At 70.6% G+C, this 19,887-nt stretch carries 14 protein-coding genes; 5 read left to right on the top strand and 9 right to left on the bottom strand.

What is annotated here, in order from left to right; all coding sequences use genetic code 11:
* Positions 1 to 13 precede the first annotated feature (13 nt).
* Positions 14 to 1,552, bottom strand: a complete 1,539-nt coding sequence (locus tag IF02_RS0125755; protein WP_234318330.1) for an MFS transporter — start codon at positions 1,550 to 1,552, stop codon at positions 14 to 16.
* A gap of 336 nt (positions 1,553 to 1,888) precedes the next feature.
* On the opposite strand from IF02_RS0125755, the gene IF02_RS0125750 reads away from it, so the two are divergent.
* Positions 1,889 to 2,524: a TOPRIM nucleotidyl transferase/hydrolase domain-containing protein gene (locus IF02_RS0125750; RefSeq protein WP_037837102.1), complete on the top strand. Its 636-nt coding sequence runs from the start codon at positions 1,889 to 1,891 to the stop codon at positions 2,522 to 2,524.
* A 13-nt stretch (positions 2,525 to 2,537) separates the two neighbouring features.
* On the opposite strand, the gene IF02_RS0125745 is transcribed toward IF02_RS0125750, so the two are convergent.
* Positions 2,538 to 2,810, bottom strand: coding sequence for a hypothetical protein (locus IF02_RS0125745; RefSeq protein WP_030160870.1), 273 nt, complete (start codon positions 2,808 to 2,810; stop codon positions 2,538 to 2,540).
* A 240-nt stretch (positions 2,811 to 3,050) separates the two neighbouring features.
* Positions 3,051 to 4,280, bottom strand: coding sequence for an MFS transporter (locus IF02_RS0125740; protein WP_051696536.1), 1,230 nt, complete (start codon positions 4,278 to 4,280; stop codon positions 3,051 to 3,053).
* A 99-nt stretch (positions 4,281 to 4,379) separates the two neighbouring features.
* Here IF02_RS0125740 and IF02_RS0125735 point away from each other — a divergent pair, with 99 nt between their 5' ends.
* Positions 4,380 to 5,465: a helix-turn-helix domain-containing protein gene (locus IF02_RS0125735; protein WP_030160866.1), complete on the top strand. Its 1,086-nt coding sequence runs from the start codon at positions 4,380 to 4,382 to the stop codon at positions 5,463 to 5,465.
* A 16-nt stretch (positions 5,466 to 5,481) separates the two neighbouring features.
* On the opposite strand, the gene IF02_RS0125730 is transcribed toward IF02_RS0125735, so the two are convergent.
* Genes IF02_RS0125730 through IF02_RS0125720 form a run of 3 tightly spaced genes read right to left on the bottom strand, consistent with a single transcriptional unit; the run spans position 5,482 to position 8,098 of the window.
* Positions 5,482 to 5,859: a hypothetical protein gene (locus IF02_RS0125730; protein WP_030160864.1), complete on the bottom strand. Its 378-nt coding sequence runs from the start codon at positions 5,857 to 5,859 to the stop codon at positions 5,482 to 5,484.
* On the bottom strand, positions 5,859 to 6,098 hold the full coding sequence (locus IF02_RS0125725; RefSeq protein ID WP_030160863.1) for a hypothetical protein: 240 nt from the start codon (positions 6,096 to 6,098) through the stop codon (positions 5,859 to 5,861). The genes IF02_RS0125730 and IF02_RS0125725 overlap by 1 nt, the downstream gene beginning before the upstream one ends.
* Positions 6,099 to 6,124: 26 nt before the next feature.
* The gene (locus IF02_RS0125720) at positions 6,125 to 8,098 is read right to left on the bottom strand and encodes an FHA domain-containing protein (protein WP_037837100.1); all 1,974 of its coding nucleotides are present in this window, start codon (positions 8,096 to 8,098) and stop codon (positions 6,125 to 6,127) included.
* A 172-nt stretch (positions 8,099 to 8,270) separates the two neighbouring features.
* Between IF02_RS0125720 and IF02_RS0125715 the strand changes: the two genes are divergently transcribed.
* Positions 8,271 to 9,812 (top strand): serine/threonine-protein kinase, encoded by a 1,542-nt coding sequence (locus IF02_RS0125715; protein ID WP_078622330.1) that lies wholly within the window; start codon positions 8,271 to 8,273, stop codon positions 9,810 to 9,812.
* A gap of 53 nt (positions 9,813 to 9,865) precedes the next feature.
* On the opposite strand, the gene IF02_RS0125710 is transcribed toward IF02_RS0125715, so the two are convergent.
* Both IF02_RS0125710 and IF02_RS0125705 read right to left on the bottom strand, forming a co-directional pair.
* Positions 9,866 to 10,945 carry an alpha/beta hydrolase gene (locus tag IF02_RS0125710; RefSeq protein ID WP_420708211.1) on the bottom strand — a complete coding sequence of 360 codons (1,080 nt, stop codon included), beginning with the start codon at positions 10,943 to 10,945 and terminating at the stop codon, positions 9,866 to 9,868.
* A 61-nt stretch (positions 10,946 to 11,006) separates the two neighbouring features.
* On the bottom strand, positions 11,007 to 13,496 hold the full coding sequence (locus IF02_RS0125705) for a penicillin acylase family protein (protein ID WP_030160853.1): 2,490 nt from the start codon (positions 13,494 to 13,496) through the stop codon (positions 11,007 to 11,009).
* A gap of 203 nt (positions 13,497 to 13,699) precedes the next feature.
* On the opposite strand from IF02_RS0125705, the gene IF02_RS0125700 reads away from it, so the two are divergent.
* Complete coding sequence (locus IF02_RS0125700; RefSeq protein ID WP_030160851.1) at positions 13,700 to 14,368, top strand: cutinase family protein; 669 nt, start codon at positions 13,700 to 13,702, stop codon at positions 14,366 to 14,368.
* 15 nt (positions 14,369 to 14,383) lie between these two features.
* On the opposite strand, the gene IF02_RS0125695 is transcribed toward IF02_RS0125700, so the two are convergent.
* Complete coding sequence (locus IF02_RS0125695) at positions 14,384 to 15,439, bottom strand: BTAD domain-containing putative transcriptional regulator (protein WP_051696535.1); 1,056 nt, start codon at positions 15,437 to 15,439, stop codon at positions 14,384 to 14,386.
* Between the two features lie 319 nt (positions 15,440 to 15,758).
* Between IF02_RS0125695 and IF02_RS32700 the strand changes: the two genes are divergently transcribed.
* Positions 15,759 to 19,619: an FG-GAP-like repeat-containing protein gene (locus IF02_RS32700; protein ID WP_158708565.1), complete on the top strand. Its 3,861-nt coding sequence runs from the start codon at positions 15,759 to 15,761 to the stop codon at positions 19,617 to 19,619.
* Positions 19,620 to 19,887: the final 268 nt, after the last annotated feature.

Below are 19,887 nucleotides of genomic sequence, written 5' to 3'. Positions count from 1 at the left end.
CGGCGCGCGGCGCTCAGGGACGCGTCCTCTCCTGCGTGGCCCCCGCCGCCTCCGTGGCCTCGCCCGTCACCCGCGTCCCCGGATGCAGCAAGGTGCACAGACATGCCAGCCCCAGCGCGATGGCCATCCCGTAGAACACCCACTGGTTGGCCTCGGCGAAGTCCACGTGGATGGCCTGGAAGGAGCTCCGCATCAGCGTGGCGGTCGGTCCGCCATCGGTGGGCGTGCGGTCGTCCGGGTGGCCGATGACCGATTCCGCGATGCTGTGGGCCGCACCCTGGACTTCCGACTCCGGCAGGCCCTTCGCGGCGAGGGTCTCCGCGACCCGGCTGGTGGTGACGTGGGTGAGGAGCGTGCCGAACACCGCCATGCCGACGGCTCCCGCGTAGTTGCGTACGGTCTGCGTGATGCCGGTGACCTCGCCGTACGAGGCGTCGATCGCCCGGTTCACGGCGTCCGTGGAGGCCGGGGAGAGCACGAGGCCCATGCCGACTCCGGCGAGGCAGACGTAGGGCCACTGGTCGTGGGCGGACAGGTCCGTCAGTTTCCACGCCCACAGGGCGAATCCCGCGCAGGCGAGCGCCGTGCCGAGCTTCATGGTGGGCCGGGCGCCGTGCTTGTCGAGGATCCGGCCGCCCCACTGGGCCGAGAGGCCGTAGCCGGCGAAGAAGTACAGCACGTAGAGCGCGGCCTGGTGGGGCGACGAGCTGAGCGAGATCTGCGCGTACACCGATGCGAAGAACAACACGGGGATGAACGCCAGCATCGAGAAGAAGAGCACCAGGGCGTCGGCCGTGAACGCCCGGTCGCGGAAGACGCGCAGCTTGATGAGCGGCTCGTCGGTGCGCAGTTCGTACCAGCAGAAGAGCCCGAGGACGAGGAGTCCGCCGATGAGGCAGGCCCAGGTGGCGGGGCTGCTCCAGCCCCAGGTGGCCGACTGCTGGATCCCGAAGACGTTCAGTGCCATACCGGTGGCGACGAGTACGGCACCCGGCGCGTCGAGACGTTCGCGCCGACGGGCGTCGGGGATGCGGGCGAGGGCGGTCAGGACGAGCGCCAGGACGGCCACGGGGACGTTGATCCAGAACACGGCCCGCCAGGTCCAGGAGGTCAGCCAGCCGCCGAGCAGCGGTCCGATGGCGGTGAGCGCGCCGGCGAGGACGAAGAACAGGGCCAGCACCCGGCCCCGTTTGCCGACGGGGACGACTCCGACGACCACGGCGATGGCGGCGGGGAACACCAGTGCCGCGCCCACGCCCTGGGTGGCACGGAAGATGACGAGCCAGCTCTGCGCGAAGTCCCCGGACGGCACCGAGCCGCACAGCACGGAGGAGATGACGAACACGAGGGTGCCCGCCACCACCATCCGGCGGTGCCCGAGGACGTCGGCGAGGCGCCCGCCGAGCGCGAAGAACGCGGCGAGCGCGAGCAGGTAGGCGTTGACCACGCGTTGCAGTCCGGAGGACGAGAGACCGAGTTCCTCGACGATGCTGGGGGCTGCGATGCTGACGATCGTCTGGTCGATGAAGACCATCGCCACCGCGAAGAGCATGGCCGCGAGGGCGATGGTCTGCTTCGGCGCCCCGCCCCGGCGGCCGGACTCCCCCGGCGGGGTTCCGTCCGGCCCACCGGTCCCGATCGGAGCACCGTAGGAGGGCTCCCCGTAGGACTCCCCGGCGGCGCTCCGTCTGTCCTGCACAGTCCTCATCCTCCCTGCCGCAGATCCGTTCCGCACGCCGGTACGGTCCCGCCTCCGGGCGGTGAGGGGGAATCAGCTCCTGGCGGGCGCGGCCCGGCCGGAGAGCGGGGCCCGCCCCGCTCCGACGTCTCAGGCGCCCTGGTCGGTAATTCCGAGCCGTGCCGGTCTCCGGAAGTGCAGACTCCCTCCATGGTGAACACGGGGGACACGGGGGACATGGAGGCGTTCCGGGACGCGGTCGGCCGCTGGGCGGCCGGTGGGCCCGGCGGACCGGCGGGGGTTCTGGCAGCGCGGCTGGGGTTGCGTACGGCGGTGCTGCTGGAAGGGCTGAGTGACCTGGCGGCCGTCGAGGCGCTCGCCGCACGGCGTGGCCGCGACCTGGCCGCCGAAGGGGTGTGCGTCGTGTCGATGGGCGGAGCGATGAACGTCGGCCGCTACGCCGGCCTCCTGGGGCCTCCCGGACTCGGCCTGCGCCTGACAGGAGTGTGCGACGAGAGGGAACAGCCCTACTACGAACGCGGCTTGAAGCGGGCCGGGGCGAACGGCGCCGGGTTCTTCGTGTGCGCGGCGGACCTGGAGGACGAGCTCATCCGCGCACTCGGCGCGAGGACGGTCGAGGAGATCATCCGGGTCGAGGGCGACCTGCGTGCCTGGCAGACCTTCCTGCGGCAGCCCGCACAGGACGGTCGGCCCCGGCAGCGGCAGTTGCGGCGCTTCCTCGGCACGAAGAAGGGCCGCAAGATCCGCTACGGTCGCCTCTTGGTGGAGGCCCTCGACCCCGGCCGGGTACCGGCCCCGCTCGAGGACCTCCTCACGAGCCTGTGAGCGTCGACCGCCGCTACTCGGGGGCCACTCGGCAGGCGCTTGCCGCGGTCCCGTTGGTCACGCCGCCCGCGGTCAGACCCGACACACAGTGCGCCTGGTCTCCGGTCAGTCCGACGTAACAGGCCATCCGGACGGAGTCCGGGGCCTCGCCGCCCTGAAGTTCCCGCTCCACCTGGTTGATGCAGGCCGAGACGTCCGCCTGGGCGGCAGGGGCGGTGAAGGCCACACCGCCGAGTGCGAGGGTCAGGCCGGTGAGGACGCTCGCGATACGGGTCGACGCGCGCATGGGACGCACCTGCTCTCCGGGGTCGTCACGCGGCCCGGGGCCGGTTGGTCTCGGATCCGCGCAGGAACGGCGCCGAGAACACGCGGCCGGGCATGCGGCCCGAGGACCCGGGCTCCGCAGCAGATCCGCCGAGCACGGCTTCCGTTCCCTCCCCTCCCATCGACGCTAGAGCAGCCCCCCGCCACCCGCACCCGCTGCGGGCCCGGGCCGCCCTCTCGGCAGCCGGGCCGGCCCGGGGTCTCAGGGGTGAGGCCGTGGGAGAGGTCGCGGGAGGGGAGCGGTCTTCGCGGGGGCGACGGCGAAGGCGGAGAGGAGGGTGGCCGTGGCGAGGGTGCCCCAGAGGGCGGCCGGGCCGTGGGGCGCGAGGGCGGTGATGGCCGCCGGGGAGACGGCGAGGCCGAAGCCCGTGGAGAGCTCGAAGCGGGCGAGGGTGCGTCCCAGGACGTGGGGCGGGGCGAGGGCGGTGACGAGCGCGGTGGCGCTGCCCGCGTAGATGATCTCGCCGACCGTGCAGACCACGGACACCGCGGCGACGGCCGGGGCGCCCCACCCGGGTCCCAGTGAGGTCGCTGCGAGGAAGCCGAGGTAGGACGCGGTGAGCACCACGCCGGCGAGGGCCAGAACGGTCCGCCGGGAGAAGCGGGACATCAGGACGGTGACCGGAACCTGGAGGGTGACCACCAGCACCGTGTTGGCCACGAAGATGGCTGCCGACCACATCGGGGATGCGTGCAGCTGTGTCACCAGGACCAGGGGCAGCGCGATCTCGGGGACGTTGAGGCAGAAGACGTAGACCACGTTGGCCGCCAGCAGCGCGCGCATGCGGGGAGCGGGTTCGCCGGCCCTGTTCTCGATCCGGGTGGCGGACGGATCCGCGTGGAGGTGGACCGACCAGGCCAAGGCCGCCGCCGTGAGATAGGCGAGCCCGGTGACGGCTGCCAGCGCCTGCAGGGCCGTGGTGCCGCCCGCCAGGCATGCGGTGGCGAGCAGCGCGCCCACTCCCAGGCCGGCGTTGCGCAGGGCGCGGCCTCCCGCGAGGGCGGTGTCGCGTTCCCTGCCGTGGGAGACCGCGGCCACGAGGGCCGCGTGGGCGGCCGGCCAGGCCTGGTTGCCGATGCCGAGGAAGAGCGCCGCCGCCGCGAACGGCCAGGCGTGCCCCGCCGGGGTGGCCAGCAGCACCGCCACGCCGAGCACCCGTACCAGCATCGACGCGGCCACGACCGAGCTGCGTGCTCCGCGGTCCAGCCAGCGGCCCACCGCGGGCATGCACACCAGACCCACGACCACCCCGCCCGTCATCGCGATGCCGGTGACCGGTGCGGACAGTCCCAGCACCGTCACCCCGTAGAGCAGCAGGAAGGGCCGCAGCAGGCCGGTGCCGAGCGCGTCCACGGCGAGGGCGACGGCATAGCGGGGGCCTCCGGAGGCACGGACGAGGGCGCGGGGCCGGATCTTGGTCAGGGTTGCCATGGCGTCAACCGTGCGTTCGGCCGCCGGGCCGGCCGCGTCGGTTGACGGACACCGTCAACCGATGCCGTCGGCGGCCGTCCGGTCGGCGATGCTGAGGGGATGACGTTGAGGATCGACATCGGCGGGCTGCCGTCGGAGCGGCTGCGGTTCGCCGCCTCCCCGCTCGCCGAGCTGACCGCGATGCTGCACGTACTGGCCGAACCCGGGCATCATCCGCAGCTCGCCGGCTGGGCCGCGGACGTCTGGGCCGGGCTCCGGCCGGAGCTGGCCGAGCGGTTGCGGGAGGCGGAGTTCCTCTGGCGTTCCTCGCAGGCCGACTTCCTGCTCCCGGCCCGCCCCCGGCCGACCCTCGTCGAGGAGTTGGACGACGTGGACCGGATCGACGACGAGGCGTACGTGACCGCCGCGCTCGTCACCACGTGTGGCGGCAACCGGGTCCGGTTCGCCGTGCCGTCGCCGCTCACCGATGCCACGGCGCGCGAGCGGGCTCTGGACCTGGCCCAGGCGCGCGGCGCGCGGCAAGAGGCCTTCGCCGAACGGCTGCTGGCGGACCCGGCGGCCGTACGGGCGCGGGTGCGGCAGACCCTCGAACAGTGCGCCGAGGCCTTCTTCGACGCCGCGTGGGCGGAGGCCGCCGTGCCGCTCGCCACCGATCTGCGCCTCAAGAACGACCTGTTGAAGCACCAGGGCATCGCGGCGGCACTCGCATCGGTCTCCGGCGCCGTCACCCTGGCGCCGGACGGCGACTGCATCATCGTGGACAAACTCCAGGACAAGGCGACCGCCGCCCACGGCGCCGGGGTCACCTTCATCCCCAGCGTCTTCGGCAGTCCGCACCTGGTGGTGGTCCATGCGCCCGGCTGGCAGCCGGTGGTGCAGTACCCCGTCGCCGAGCCGGGTCCGGCCGGGCCCGTGTCGCTGGAGACGGTCTCGCTGCGGCTGGAGGCGCTGGCACATCCGGTACGGCTGCGGCTGCTGCGTACGCTGGCCCGCGGCCCGCACACCAACGGCGAGCTGGCCCACGCCTGGGAGCTCTCGCCCCCGGAGGTCTCCCGCCACCTCGCCGTCCTGCGCGGCGCGGGCCTGCTCACGGCCCGGCGGCACGGTCGCTACGTCCGCTACACCCTCAATCTGCCCGACCTGACGGCGCTGGGCACCGACCTGCTGGCGGCCGTACTGCGCTGAGGGGCAGCGGCGGGGCTCAGGTGGCGGTGGGCCAGGTCCGCAGCAGCGCGGAGATCCTCCCGGCGGAGCAGGCGGGGCTGAGGAGGAGGTCCTTGAGGGCGATGGCGTCGTCGCGGGTGGGCTTGACCCGGATTCCCGCGGCTTCGAGGTACATGACGCCGGTGGCCGCCGCGACGGCCAGGTTGGAACGCTCCAGCCAGCGGCAGCGGCCGAGGGTGTGGACGAGCGCCGCCGCTTTGGCGTAGGGGCCGTCGTACAGCGGCTGCTCGAACAGCTCGGCCCGGTGGCGGGCGACCGCCGAGACGGGCACGCCGTAGTCGTCCGGGGCCGGATCCCCGACCCCGGCCGCTTCGGCGACCTGCAGGATCCAGGCGACGTCGATGCGCGGTTCCATCAGGCGGCACGTGCCCCCGGAGCAGCCTGCCGGGCGTCCTCGGCCTCGTCGAAGACGCCTTGGTACTCGGCGAGGAACCGGGCGGCGGCGTCCACCGCCCGGGCCCGCAGTCCGCTGGCATCGTCCTGCACGAGGCGTGCGAGGTAGTCCCCGATGCTCAAGCCCAGGTCGGCGGCGCGCTTCTTCGCGAGTTCCGCGATGTCCGCGTCCACGCGGGCACCCAGCTGTGTTTTCGCCATGCCCTGATGGTAACAGCTGTTACCAGTCAGTGGGCGGCTACTCCGTTCCTGGGCAGCGGGATGGCCCGGGGGTCGGCCGGGCGGGGGACGAAGACCGGGGACTCCGACTGGTAGAAGAGATCGATGTCGGCCTCCTCGCCGCCGACGATCAGGGTGTCCCAGGCCCCGCTCTCCCGCAGGGTGCGCAGGGTGGCGGGGGCGATCGAGGCCAGGTGGGAGCGGAGTTCCTCGTCCGTGGGCAGGCCGGGCAGCCGGGAGCCCAGCCGGTCGCGGATCCCGGCCATCCGCTCCAGCAGAGCGTCCAGGTCGCTCCCGTCGACGCCATCGGCGCCGGAGGCGGCACCGGTCGCGCCGACACCGGCACCGGCACGGGCACCGGCACCGGCACCGGCCTCCGCGCTGCGCGCGATGATGTCCTTGATGGCCCGGGTGACGCCCTGTTCGTCCGTGGTCACCATGGCGTTCCACGCGCGGCTCTTGTGGCGGTACTGGAGCATGGACATCGCCGCCTCGTGCCGGATGAAGTCGGCGTCCCGCAGCGGCTTGCCCTGCCAGGCGCGGCTGAGCGAGCGGGCCAGTGAAGTGGCGGAGGCGAGGCCGCTGTTGAGGCCGCGGCCCGGCCAGAAGTGGATGGCGTTGGCCGCGTCGCCCAGCAGGAAACCGTACGTGCCGGGGCTGGTCGCGGTCGGGCGGTGCAGCTGCGCGGTGAACCGGGGGCGCTGGACCATGTCCAGCCGGAACGAGGTGATCGCGGACAGGTCGTCCTCGGCCACACCGAACAGGCTCAGGCCCTGCCGGATCTCCTTCCACAGCGGGGAACTGCGCAGCAGGGCGGGCAGGAAGAGGGTGCCGTGGGTGGGGCAGCGGAACTCGTTGTCCTCCTCCTGCCGGCTCATCAGGCAGGGGCGGGTGGCGATGCACTCCTCGAAGACCTGGCGGACCGGGTCGATGCCGATGACGTTCTTGGCCTCCTCCCGGGTGAGCCGCATGTTCAGGAAGCCCTCGCCGCGCAGCGAGTTGAGGAGGAACCGGTTCTGCGACACGGTGAGCAGCACGCTCATCGGGTCCGGCAGCTTCGACTTGACGCGCAGCCCCAGCACGATGTCCTGGAGGTGCTCGCCGTCGAGGGAGTAGATGGAGGCGTCGGCCGCGCCGAAGCGGTCGGCGTAGTGCTCGCGGGTGCGGGAGCGGCCGCCCTCGCAGACCACCAGGACGTGTTCCTGGGTGAGCCGGTTCTGCTGCTCCTCCACGTCGAAGCGCTTCGGAACGAGCCGGATCGCCGATCGCCGGTTGGCCAGGGCCAGCAGCCGGTCCTCGATGCGGGCGATCCGGATGTTGCGGGGCGGGCGGCCGTCGACGGAGTCGGGGCCGACGGGCCACATCTCGGAGTAGGCACTGTCGTCGTCGAACAGCGCGGAGAGCACTTCCTCGGACAGGGCGAGGTACTGCCGGCTCTGGACGGTCACCACCTGCTGGCGGCGGAAGTTGCCCTGGGTCTCGTCCTTCCAGACGATCTCGGGACCCTTCCTGGTCCAGCGCCCGTCGTAGAGGGTGATGGCGGTCCGGCCGGGCAGCATCTCGTCGAGCGCCAGGGCGAAGGCGAGGCCGACGGGGCCGCCGCCGGTGATGGTGACCCGCAGCGTGCCGGGGTCTGCGGCGATCGGCCGGGGTACGTCCAGGAGGGAGAGGTCCATGACCGTCTCCATGGAGTCCTGCGCCTCGTAGAGGAACGTTTCGTCGCCGATCCGGACGCAGTCGTTCGAGCGCAGGACGTGGCGGGTGACGCGCTGGTCGTTGACGAACGTGCCGTTCCGGCTGTCCCGGTCGTAGAGGACGAACCCGGCGTCCTCCGCGAGGATCTCGGCGTGCAGGCGGGAGGCACTGGGGCTGACGATCACGACGCCGTTGTCGCTCTTGCGCCCGAAGCTGAGGGGCTCGCTGCTCAGAACCACGCTCTGTCCGGTGAAGGGACCCGTGCGCCCGACGATGACCGATGGCACTGCACACTCCTTGAAAGCGAAACGCTGCTGACTGTTCCTACGACAGCAACACGCCATCGAGAAGGTGTTCGGTTCAACCATCTTCGAAAATTTTCTCGCGCCCGGCTGAACTCGGGGCCCGGCCCGTACGTGATGCTCACGTCGGACGGCTTTGAGAGGGAGAACCGCCCCCATGCACAACGAGGAAACCGAGACCGAGACCGTGACGGAGACCGCGCTCGCGGCCACCGCGGCGGGCACGGCCACCACCGAGGCCACCGCGGCCGCACCGGGTGCACCGGGACCGGGTATCCCGGGCGGGGAACGGCTGATCGCGGGCCGCTACCGGCTCCTGTCCCGGCTCGGCGAGGGCGGTATGGGCACCGTGTGGCGGGCCCGCGACGAGACCCTGGACCGCGAGGTCGCCGTCAAGGAGGTACGGGCCCCGGCCGGTCTGGAGGCCGGCGACATCGCCCGGATGTACAGCCGGTTGGAGCGGGAAGCGTGGGCGGCGGCGCGGATACCCGACCGCAATGTGGTGACGGTCCACGACGTCGTCATGGACGACGACCGGCCCTGGATCGTGATGGAGCTGGTCCGCGGACAGTCGTTGGCCGATCTGCTGCGGGCCGAGGGGCCGCTGAGCCCGCGGCACACCGCGCACATCGGCGCGGAGGTGCTGAGCGCGCTGCGCGCCGCGCATGCCGTCGGGGTGGAGCACCGGGACGTGAAGCCGGCGAACGTGCTGCTCGCCGAGGACGGGCGGGTGGTGCTCGGCGACTTCGGCATCGCGGTGGTCGAGGGCAGCACCGCCCTGACCATGACCGGCGAAGTGGTCGGCTCCCCCGAGTACTTGCCGCCGGAGCGGGCGCTGGGCCGCTCCTCGGGCCCCGAGTCGGACCTGTGGTCGCTCGGCGTGATGCTGTACGCGGCCGTGGAGGGGGTCTCCCCGTTCCGGCAGGACACCGCGCTGAGCACGCTGCGGGCCGTCGTGGACGAGGAACCCCCGGTGCCGACCCGGGCCGGCCCGCTCGCCCCGGTCATCGCCGGGCTGCTCCGCAAGGAGCCCGCCGAGCGGACCCCCGCCGCCCAGGTCGCCGAAGCCCTGCGGGACATCGCCCAGCAACCGGACGCCACCACGGCCGCCGCCCGTGTCCTGGCGACTCCCGAGGCACGTGCCACGGCGACGGCACCCGCCACGGCGACGGCCCCCGTCCCCGCGCCGGCATCCGCCGCGCCCGTACCCGCCCCGCTCGCACCCGCCGCGCCCGTACCCGCCGCATCGCCCCGCAAGCGCCGTACGGTGGCCTTCGTCGCGGCCGGCGCGGCCGTCTGCGTACTGGGCGCCGCCGGGCTGGCCTACGCCCTCACCGGCAACGACGGTGACGGCGGCGCCGGTTCGGGCGTACGCATGTCGGTGGCGGGCGCGAACACGACCTACACCGGCCGCTGCCCGACCCCCGCGAGCCAGGCCCCGGCGTTCACCGCGACCTTCACCGCGTCAGAGCCGACCCTGATCTCCTACCGCTGGGTGTCCGGCGACGGCTCGGTCGTGGATCCGCACTGGCGCACCATGTCGATCGGGGACAAGGCCAACCCCACGGGACACGACACGGTGCGCCTGACGACCTACGCGAAGGCCGGCACCCTGACCACCGGGATGGCCGTGGAGCTCCAGAGCCCCACCCGCACCACCTCCAACCCGGTCCCCTTCTCCATCACCTGCACCGGCTGATCCCGGCCGGGTGGAGGACGGTCGCCGGGCAGGAAGGGGCGCCGGCGGCCGCGTCAGGAGGCGAAATGCCTCTCCAGCCTGGGGATCAGGTCCCGGAGGTCCTGTTCCCAGCAGCCGGCGTTGTGGCCGCCGTTGCACTGGGTGCCCCAGGCGGAGCCGTCGCCGTAGTCGACGTAGTGGTACGACATGTCCAGGGCGTCCATGGCGTCCTTGACGTGTTGGGAAGCGCTTTCGAGCCAGAACTCCAGGTCGGCGGGCGAGCCGCCCCCATTGCCGACATAGATGGAGACCCCGACTCCGCCGGCCTTGATCTTGTCCATGTGCTGTGACGGGTCGACCTCGTTCCACCGCCAGTCCACGTTGAACACCGGGTAGGGCGAGCCGAACAGGGCGTCGCTGTCCACGCCGGGCTTGTAGGGGGAGTCGGGGATGCCGCAGACACCGGAGTAGGGGCCGCAGATCGCGCCCTGCGCGTCGATGAGGGACGCCACGACGGCGAGCCGCAGGTCCATGGAGCGGGCCGACAGGTCGATGTCCCCCGACAGGGAAGCGGTCTGGCTGAACAGGTCGGGACGGACCTGCGCGTAGTGGAGGGCCCCGAACCCGCCCATGGAGACACCCGCGACGGCCCTCGCCTTCTTGGTGGCGATGGTCCGCAGGTTCGCGTCGATGAACGGAATCACCTGCTTGAGGTGGAAGTTCTCCCAGTTCTGGGCACCGAGCTGGGTCCTCTGGTTGAGCCAGTTGGCGTACCAGCCCCGCGCGCCGCCGTCCGGGATGACGGTGATCATCTGGTCCGAGGTCGTCAGCGCCGGATAGTTCTGCTGGATCGGGTCGTCGGGAGAACCGTGCAGGAAGTACAGCACCGGATAGCGCCTGGCCGGGTCGTCGTAGTACCCGCTCGGCAGAATGATTTTGATGTGGTGCTTGCCCGTGACCTCCGGCGTGGTCACGGTGATGTAGAAGTTGGTGGGACCGCCTGTCGCCGTGTCCACCTGGGTCAGACCGAACCCGTCCGCCATCGGCGGCGGCGCGCTGCGCTCGGCGGCCTGCGCCGAACCCGCCGGCACGGCCATCGCCACCATGGCGGCCATCAACGCCACCAGCATGCGCCACCGACTCGTTTTCCTCATCACGGTGTTCCCCCCTCGGGAGCCTTGTCGTTGGAGTCCTGATGAAAGAGCGGCCTCGGCCTCAGGAAAGGACCTTGGTCTCCAGTGCCGGCGAAGCCGCGATCTGCTCCTCGGTGAACCGTTCCGTCACCCACTGGCCGGCCGCGAACAGCTTGGTTTGATCGGCGTGGTGCGGCGAGTTCGGGTTGGCCGACTGGGAGTAGGCCAGCACCGATGAGGCCTGTGGCGGGCCGTCGGCGGTGAACTTCACCTGCTGGATGAAACTGGACCCGAAGACGATGTCCGGCTTCCCGTCGACCATGCCGGGAGTGACCACGTTCAGTACGCCCAGCTCGCTGATCGAACCGTGGATCGGGATCTGCTCACCGTTGCGGGTGATCTTCTGGACGTCCGACAGCGGCGCGTTCAGCGCGATGCCCGCCTTGCGCAGCGCGAGCACCGCCCGGCCGAACGCATCACGCACGGCCGAGCTTCCGGGGTCGAGCGAATTGGGCGTGTGCACGGGGTCCTTGGGGTCGAAGGGCACCCGCCACGGCAGTTTCTCGATCGCCTGCCCACCGAGCAGGAAGGCCCAGTAGTTCTCGAACAGCCACGATCCCCGGCTGCCCGCCGTGTAGTCGTGGTCCCGCCACGCGGCCAGGATCGGACAGGCCTCGCTGATGTTGACCAGGTTGCCGTCCACCAGGATCAGCCCGAAGGGAACGCTCCGGCACATCGCCACCGTGGCGTCGAGGGCCAGGTCGGCCGCCCTGCTGTTGTCGGCGAACAGCAACTGCCGCATGTTCTCCGGTGTGAAACCCCTGCCGGGCAGGCCGTCCGTGCCGTTGATCCGGTTCTGCGCGGTCAGGATCAGCTCCTGCGTGCGCAGCGATCGGGGCGCCGACGTATCGCCCATCACCCTGGGGAACGACAGCGGCTGCTCGGGGTTGGCCAGCCAGGCGCTGTCGTTGGCATTGCCCACGAAGTCCTTGTGGATCAGGCGTGGCTGCTTGTGCGGGTCCAGCAGTCCCGGCGCGACGGCGTTCGGGTCGTCGGGCCAGTCGCAGGCGCTGCGCTTGCCGTCGAAGATGGAGACCGGCGGCACGTTGGGCAGCCGTAGCTCCTGGTTGAACAGCAGCCGCCCGGTCAGGGTGAGGCACGACTCCGCGTGCTCGTCGGTGATGTTCGGGGTGGCCTGGATGTCCGCGTACAGCGCGTTGCCCTTGCGGTCGGAGGCGACGGTGTTGAAGAAGGGGACGCCCTGAGTGGTTTCCAGGGTGTCGACCACCTCGTTGACGTCCTTGGCCTGGTCGAGGTGGAACCAGGTGTTGAGCGCCCGCAGGTTGTCCATGTTCACGTCGCGCACCGCGTGCGCGCTGACCACCCACGGCAGCGGGATGCCCAGCACGGAGGTGACGATCGGGCCGTACCGGGTGGACCACAGCGTCCTGGTGACCTTGCCGATGGAGCCGTCCGCGTTCAGTACGTCGACACCGACCTGCTGCGAGGTCATCTGCTGCCAGGCGCCGTCGACCAGGTAGTTGGTCGGGTTCAGCGGATCCACCTGTACGTCGAACAGCCCGAACGGGGCCACCGTGGCGACCGTGTGGCTCCAGGCGACGTCCTCGTTGTGCCCGATGTTCACGGCGGGGAATCCGAGCAGACTGGCCCCGGAGACGTTGATCTTCCCCGGGATCGTCAGCTGGCTCTGCCACATCCGGTTCTTGCCCTGCCACGGGAAGTGCGGGTTGGCCAGCAGCATGCCGGTGCCCCCGGACACGCCCTGTGAACCCACCGCCAAGGCGTTGCTGCCCATGCTCTGCTGCCGGCTGACGGCCAGCGCGTCCCGGATCTTCGCCGCGGTCTCCTGGGGTGAGGAGGCCGGCGGCGCGGCGGCCGAGGACCCGGGGGGTGCGGCGGTGACCTGACCGTCCAGCAGCGGATCGGCGCTGCCCATGATGATCTCGGCGTGCGCGTGCCGGTAGACGTCCAGCTCCGTGATCGGCCGCACCCAGGCAGCACCGCGGCAGGCCGGGTCGGAGATGTGGTCCACGCCCGTCTCGGCCAGGTACCTGTTGTACCCCTGGACGTAGCCGCGAATGGCCTCTTTGACCTCCGGCTCCGGCCCGTCGGGGGCGGGCCGGTCGAGCAGCCGCTCCACCACCCGGTTGTCGTTGATCCGCTGGAAGTACAGGTCGCTGTTGAGATTGGTGGTGGTGTTCTGGTTCTCGCCGGGGCTCGCCTTGCCATCGGGGCCCAGGTAGCGGGACCTCTGGGCATTGACCATCAGGTAGGCGTCGGCCAAGGTGCAGACGTTGTCCTTGGCCGCGGCGTATCCGTAGCCCGTTCCCAGCCCCTCCCAGTTCGAGGCGGTGATGTGCGGGATCCCGTACTCGGTGTAACGGATCGTCGGCTTGTCCGGCCCCTGTCCGGCGGTCGCCGACGTGACGGCCGATGCCCCGGCGGGCGGCGATCCGGCGGCAGGCGATCCGGCGGCCGCCATCGTGCTCATCACCGCCACCGCGGCCATGACCGCCATCGGCAGCCTCGCGATGAATCTCCTCCGCGCCATCCAGCCGTCCTTCCCTGTGGTCCAGGCCTTTCTCCGAACGCGGCCACGGTAAGGAGGACCGATGAAATCCCGATGGAGCAGCCGCACCGTCGCGGGTTTCATCGGGATGTCATCGGCCGCTGCCACTGTCGTCCGGTGACCTCGGCCGACTGCGCTCCGCATCGCAAGGCGGACGCGTGGGCCGACTACTTGGGGAGGATCGAATGCGAGCACGAAGGATCGCGGCCGTGGCGGCCGGGTTTCTGCTGACGGTCGGGCTTTCAGCGGTACAGGGGGCCAACGCACAGGGGGCCGCGGCGAAGGCGACGGCTTCGTGCGAGGGCACGTACACGATCGTCGTCGGGGGCACCGGCAGCTCCTGGAACAACGACGGCTTCTACGGCAACATCCAGCAGCACGTCGGGTACCCCACCCAGATCCCCAACGGCGCGAGCGCCCGGGCGGGCGTCAATGAGCTGAACCGGCTGGTCCGCGACCAGCGTGCCGCCTGTCCGTGGCAGCACGTCAAGGTGGGCGGGTACTCACTGGGTGCCGCGGTGGTGCACACCTGGGTCACCGAGAACTGGCAGACGTTCGACAACGTCAACGCCATTCTCATCGCGGACCCCAAGCGCCAGGGCCCTCCCGGCGCCAACGGCGGGTCCGTGCCGTTCGGCGGCATCATCGGCGCCCCGCTCGCCGGTGCCGACAGGTTCTTCGGCAACGTGCCCGTCAAGACCATCTGCCACTGGGACTACGTCTGCGACGAGTCCGCCGGCATCTGGACCTACCCGAACAACCACGTCAAGAACTACCCCGAAGACTTCAACATGGACCACCACAACGACAGCGCCAGCGAGCAGTGGTACAACGGCGCCTGGTACCCCTGGTAACCACGGAGCGGATCCTCACCACCTGTCAACGGCCGAGCAGTCGGCTGCTGACAGGTGGTCCCCGCGCAGGACCGTCTCGTACGTCCGCCGCAGCATCCGGCTCGGCGCGACCCCCAGGTCGTCGGCCAGACGGCGGCGGGCGTGGTCGAACACGGTCAGGGCGTCGGTCCGCCGGCCGCTGCGGTGGAGCGCGCGCATCAGAGTCGCGGCCACCGGCTCGTTCAGCGGGTGCGCCGCGGACAGGGCGAACAACTCGGCGATCGCTTCGAAGTGCAGCCCCAGCCGGAGCTGCCACTGGGCCTTCCGCTGCATGACGGCGGTCCTGCGCTCGGTGAGCCGCAGCCGCTCCACCTCGGCGAGCGGCCCGGGCAGGCCGGCCAGCGGCTCCCCGCGGAACAGGTCCAGGGCCTGGGAACACAGGCGGACGACCTCGGTCCCCTCCCCCGCCCGGTCCGCCTTCCCGACATCGGTGAGCAGCCCCTCCATGCGCGCCACGTCCACGTCGACGGCGCCGGGGGCGAGGCGGTAGCCACACCGGTCGTACTCGATCACCGAGTCCGGGCCGTCCCCGAGGCGCAGGGCCTTGCGCAACCGGTAGATGTACACCGGCACCACGTTCGTGAGGGGCGACTCCATTCCCCATACTCCGTCGAGCAGGTCCTGCCGGCTGACCGTCCGCCCCGCGCCCAGCGCGAGCGCGGCCAGGACGGACTGCTGGCGGAGGTGCCCGAGGTTCAGGGGCCGCCCGTCCCGCCATGCCTGCAGCGGTCCGAGCAGGGAGATCCGTACCTTCGGTCCGGCCTTCGGCACCACGGCAGTTCGCGGCACCGGGCCCGCTTCCCGCGTACGGGGGCCGCTGCCGGGAACGACGAGGCCGCAGTCGAAGGCGTGGACGATGGCGGCGGCCCGGTCGCGCAGCCCGAGCTTCGCGAGGATGCCCGCGAGGTGGCCGGCCACCGCGTCTTCGGGGATGGCGAGGTCGGCGGCGATCTCGTCGTCCCGCAGGCCGCAGCCGACGGCATGGAGCACTCTGCGCTCCTGCTGCCTGAGCATGGTGGCGGTCGTCGGCATCACTGCTCCCTGGGCCGGTCGGGACGTCGTACGCGGTCGCCAAAGTAGTGGCGGGAGCACCGGCCGGAACATCCGGAACTTTCCGGAGTGACACGCGAAAATGACCTTGCCGGTCAAACCGGATGCCACACATAAGAAACGACACAAAAGGCCAGGTCAGAGGGGGATCGATCCGCCAATGCAGCCAGTAGAGTGACTCCGAATATCAACATTTGGAGTGTGTGTGAAACGAAGAGCGGTTCGTTCCGGATATCCGGGCGGACGGGGGGTCTCACGGTTCATTTCGCTTGCCCTCATAAGCGGAATTGCTGCGACCGGTTTGAGTGCGCTCGCACCCGCGCCGACGGCCATGGCGGCCACCGACCCGGTCGCCGAGGGATCGATGAGCGCGGAAGACTTCGCCCTCGCCAAGGCGAAGGAGACGGGTCAGCCGTACGAGCTGGTGTCCGCGCGGACGGAGTCCTCCGACACCTGGGCCACGCCGGCCGGTAAGTGGTCGGTGAAGCGGCACGGCACCCCGGTGCTGTCGCTGTCGTGGCCGAAGGCGCTGCCGAAGCCGACGCTGGCGGCGAACGTGGCGACGTACGCGAACGTGCTGCCGGACGTGGACCTCCAGGTGAAAGCCGAGGTCGAGGGCTTTTCGCAGCTGCTCGTGGTGAAGACGGCGGCCGCCGCCGCCAACCCGGAGCTCGCCTCTCTGAAGTTCAAGGTCGGCACGGTCGGACTGAACGTCTCCACCCACGCCGGTACCGGAGCCATCACCGCGGTCAACCCCGCCGGCCAGACGGTCTTCACCAGCCCGTCCCCGCTGATGTGGGACTCCACCACCACGGCGGCCCCCGCGGGCGTGCAGTCCGCCGCGGCCCCGAAGTCGCTGAAGTTCGCCGCGGCTGCCGCGGGCGAGACCCCGCCGGCACCTGCCGACGCGTTCACTCCCCCGGCGGGCGCCAAGGACGCGCAGATGCCGACGACGGTGGCGAACGGCACGCTGGAGATCAAGCCCGACCAGGCACTGCTGACCGGCGCGCAGACCAAGTACCCGGTCTTCATCGACCCTTCGTGGGCGTGGGGCGAGCGGCAGAACTGGACGCGGGTCTACAAGAAGTACCCGAACACCTCGTACTGGAACACCAAGGACGACGTCAGGGTCGGCTATGAGGCCCAGACCAACGGGCTCTCACGCTCCTTCTTCCAGTTCGACACGTCGAACATCAAGGGCGCGCAGGTCAACAAGTCGACCCTGCGGGTCCGCAACACCTGGTCCTGGTCCTGCCAGGACCGTCCGGTGGAGCTGTGGTCCCTCAGCAGGGGCATTACGTCCGAGACGACTTGGAACAACCAGCCCGACAAGGCCGCCAAGCTGGCAACGGTCAACGACTCCAAGGGCTGGAGCAACGACTGCGCCGCCGGCAACCTGGAGTTCGACGCGACCTCGCTCGTCCGGCAGGCCTCAGCGGGCGGTTGGGCCAGTGTCACGGTCGGCCTCTACGCCGGCAACGAGTCGGACACCTTCGGCTGGAAGCGCTTCGACCCGAAGACCCTGACGGTCGAGACCGAGTACAACAACCCGCCCGGCACCCCCAGCGCGCTCGGCACGAACCCGTCCACCTCGTGCACGGACGGCGGCGCCATCGGCAACACCCAGGTGAGCCTGTACGGCACCATCGACGACGCGGACGGCGGCAACCTCCAGGCCGATTTCGAGATCTACAAGGCAGGCCAGAGCACCCCGTCCGCGACTCAGTCGATCCCGGCGAACAGGGGCCGGATGGCGACGTGGGTCGTGCCGGACGCCACGCTGCCCACCGGCGACTACACCTGGAGGGTCCGCGCGAAGGACCAGGAGAACGCGTATTCGGCCTGGTCGGCCGCATGCAAGTTCTCCATCGACCGCACACGGCCCGAGAAGCCGCCGCTGATCAGCTCTGCCCAGTTCCCTGACGGGGCGAACGGCTGGCCGGCCACCACTGGCAAGGCCCGCACCCCGGGAAGCTTCACGTTCGGTGCCAACGGGGTGACCGACGCGAAGGAGATCCTCTACTACACGGACGTCGAGCCCGGACCGCGTTCGATCGCGCCCGGTGCGACCGTGTCCATCACGCCGCCCGGCTACGGACCCCACCTCGTCTACGCCTACACCGTGGACAAGGCCGGCAACCGTTCCAATACGGCCGTCTACCGCTACTACGCGGCCCGCTCCGCGGAGCGTGACGGCCCGAACGACCTGAACGGTGACGGCAACCGGGACATCTGGACGCTCGACAGCCAGGGTTCGCTGCTCGCGTACGCGGGTCAGGGCAACGGCAAGTTCTCCGCCGCCACCAACGCCGGGCGCAACTTCCAGGGTGCTCAGATCCAGGCGAGCGGGGACTGGGGCCAGGACGGCTACAACGACCTCGTCGCCCTCAAGTACGACAGCGTCGAGAAGAAGAAGCGGCTCTGGACCTACCCCAACAACGGCAGCGGCACCGTCACCGATCGGTACACCGCACTGTCCGTCTCCTGCCCGGTCGTGAACGAGGAAATGGGCTGCGTCGGCGACGGCACGTGGACCGGCGACGACCACTGGTTCAACGCCGAGCAGGTCGTCTCCGCGGGCGACCTCAACGGGGACACCCAGCCCGACCTCCTGGTCAAGCAGGGCAAGTTCCTCTGGGCCTACTACGGCAACCGCACCTCACGCACCCTCGACGTGCGCGAGCCGGTGCTCGTCGGCGGCGGCGACTGGGACAAGTTCACCGTCATCGCCCCGGGCGACGTCAACGGCGACGGGATCGCCGACCTGTGGCTGCGAGACGACGCCAACGGCGACATCCTGCGCTCCTACGGCAAGAAGGCCGCCAACGGCTACGTCGACCCCACCACGTGGGGCGACACCGCCGCCCGCGTCAAGATCTGGACCGGCGTCACTGCTGCCACCTATCCGGGCGTCGGCTCCGTCGGCGACATCACCGGAGACGGCATCTCGGACCTGTGGGCCCGCAAGGCCGACAACACGGTCACCGGCTGGGCGGGCAAGACGCCCGGAGCCGACAACGTCTCCTTCACCGCTCCCTTCCCCATCGACGGTGTTCCGGGTGCGCGCATCGCCGCCGGGACCACACTGGCCTCCGGGCAGGAATTCAACAGCGGTCTCTCCAAGCTGGTGATGCAGGGCGACGGCAACCTCGTGCTGCTCACCAAGGACGCCAAGCCGATCTGGGCCACCAACACCGCCGGCAACCCCGGCGCGATCGCCCGTATGCAGAGCGACGGCAACCTCGTCGTCTACAAGGCCGACGGCACCACCGCGCTCTGGAGCAGCAACACCAACACTCCGTACTCGTACGCCGTGCTGAACCCCCGCGGCGTACTCGTCCTCTACAACGCCTCCGGTCAGGGTCTGTGGACCAGCGGTTCGCAGAGCCGCCCCGACTACAACGGCGACGGCTACACCGATGTCCTCGCCATCGACCCGCACGGAGACATGTGGGTCTACCCCGGCACCGGCGGCACGGGAACGAGCACCCTCGGAAGCCGCTACTTCGTGGGCAACGGGTGGTGGCCCGACGGCTGGACCAACGCGTACACGGCCGACCTCAACAACGACGGCTACACGGACGTCGTCGGGCGCACCAAGGAAGGCGACCTCTACCTCTTCCCCGGCAACGGCGGTACCGGCCCCTACTCCTTCAACGCGCCGGTCTTCATCGGCAACGGCTGGAACTTCCACGCGCTGGGCTTCGGTGACATCAACGGTGACGGCCGTACCGACGTCATCGCCCGCGACAACGGCGGCGACCTGTGGATGTACCCGCACACCGGCGGAAGCGGCACCGCCACCGTCGGGGCGCGGGTCTTCCTGGGCAACGGGTTCTGGCCCGACGGCTGGACCACCCTGCGGTACGCCGATCTCAACGGCGACTACAAGATCGACATCCAGGCCCGCAACGTCAACGGCGGCGAGATCTACATCTATCCGAACACCACCAAGGGCGGAGTCGTCAGCTTCGGAGCCCCCACCTTCAGCGGCAACGGCTTCTGGCAGGGTGAGTGGAACCCGTACGCGACCGACCTCAACAGCGACGGCGCCCCCGAACCTGTCGGAACCACCAGGGACGGCGGTCTCTACGACTTCCTCCCGAGCACCGGACGCACCCTGATCGGTGACGGCTGGCAGAGCTACAACGTCATCCTCTGACGCAGCCGGCCCAGCGAGGGGCGAGGTACCGCACAGCCCGTGCGGGACCTCGCCCCTTTCACGTTCGCGACGGCCGGACGCCCCATTCCCCGGCCGGCGGCATCGGGGATGATCTCCGTATGAACTTCACCAGTCGGCGTACCGTCCTGACCTCCGTGGCCGCAGACCGCCGGTCTGCCCCTGCTCAACGACCTTGCCGGGAACGGCAGTACGGCCGCGGCGGCCACCGCTGCGGCCGCGGGCGACCGGTTCGCCTCGAACTCCGAGC

The sequence above is a fragment of the Streptomyces sp. NRRL S-244 genome (assembly GCF_000717915.1).
Taxonomy (GTDB): Bacteria; Actinomycetota; Actinomycetes; order Streptomycetales; family Streptomycetaceae; genus Streptomyces.
Note: the sequence above shows the minus strand (reverse complement) of the source record. Positions and strands in the feature narration are given on the sequence as shown.

What these genes read in the sequence shown, in the direction of transcription:
- IF02_RS0125725 (WP_030160863.1), bottom strand. Translation starts at nt 6,098, where the DNA reads ATGGCGAAAACACAGCTGGGTGCCCGCGTGGACGCGGACATCGCGGAA.
- IF02_RS0125735 (WP_030160866.1), top strand. Translation starts at nt 4,380, where the DNA reads ATGACGTTGAGGATCGACATCGGCGGGCTGCCGTCGGAGCGGCTGCGG.
- IF02_RS0125710 (WP_420708211.1), bottom strand. Translation starts at nt 10,945, where the DNA reads ATGAGGAAAACGAGTCGGTGGCGCATGCTGGTGGCGTTGATGGCCGCC.
- IF02_RS0125745 (WP_030160870.1), bottom strand. Translation starts at nt 2,810, where the DNA reads ATGCGCGCGTCGACCCGTATCGCGAGCGTCCTCACCGGCCTGACCCTC.
- IF02_RS0125740 (WP_051696536.1), bottom strand. Translation starts at nt 4,280, where the DNA reads ATGGCAACCCTGACCAAGATCCGGCCCCGCGCCCTCGTCCGTGCCTCC.
- IF02_RS0125715 (WP_078622330.1), top strand. Translation starts at nt 8,271, where the DNA reads ATGCACAACGAGGAAACCGAGACCGAGACCGTGACGGAGACCGCGCTC.
- IF02_RS0125730 (WP_030160864.1), bottom strand. Translation starts at nt 5,859, where the DNA reads ATGGAACCGCGCATCGACGTCGCCTGGATCCTGCAGGTCGCCGAAGCG.
- IF02_RS0125755 (WP_234318330.1), bottom strand. Translation starts at nt 1,552, where the DNA reads ATGCTCTTCGCGGTGGCGATGGTCTTCATCGACCAGACGATCGTCAGC.
- IF02_RS0125700 (WP_030160851.1), top strand. Translation starts at nt 13,700, where the DNA reads ATGCGAGCACGAAGGATCGCGGCCGTGGCGGCCGGGTTTCTGCTGACG.
- IF02_RS0125750 (WP_037837102.1), top strand. Translation starts at nt 1,889, where the DNA reads ATGGTGAACACGGGGGACACGGGGGACATGGAGGCGTTCCGGGACGCG.
- IF02_RS0125705 (WP_030160853.1), bottom strand. Translation starts at nt 13,496, where the DNA reads ATGGCGCGGAGGAGATTCATCGCGAGGCTGCCGATGGCGGTCATGGCC.
- IF02_RS0125695 (WP_051696535.1), bottom strand. Translation starts at nt 15,439, where the DNA reads ATGCCGACGACCGCCACCATGCTCAGGCAGCAGGAGCGCAGAGTGCTC.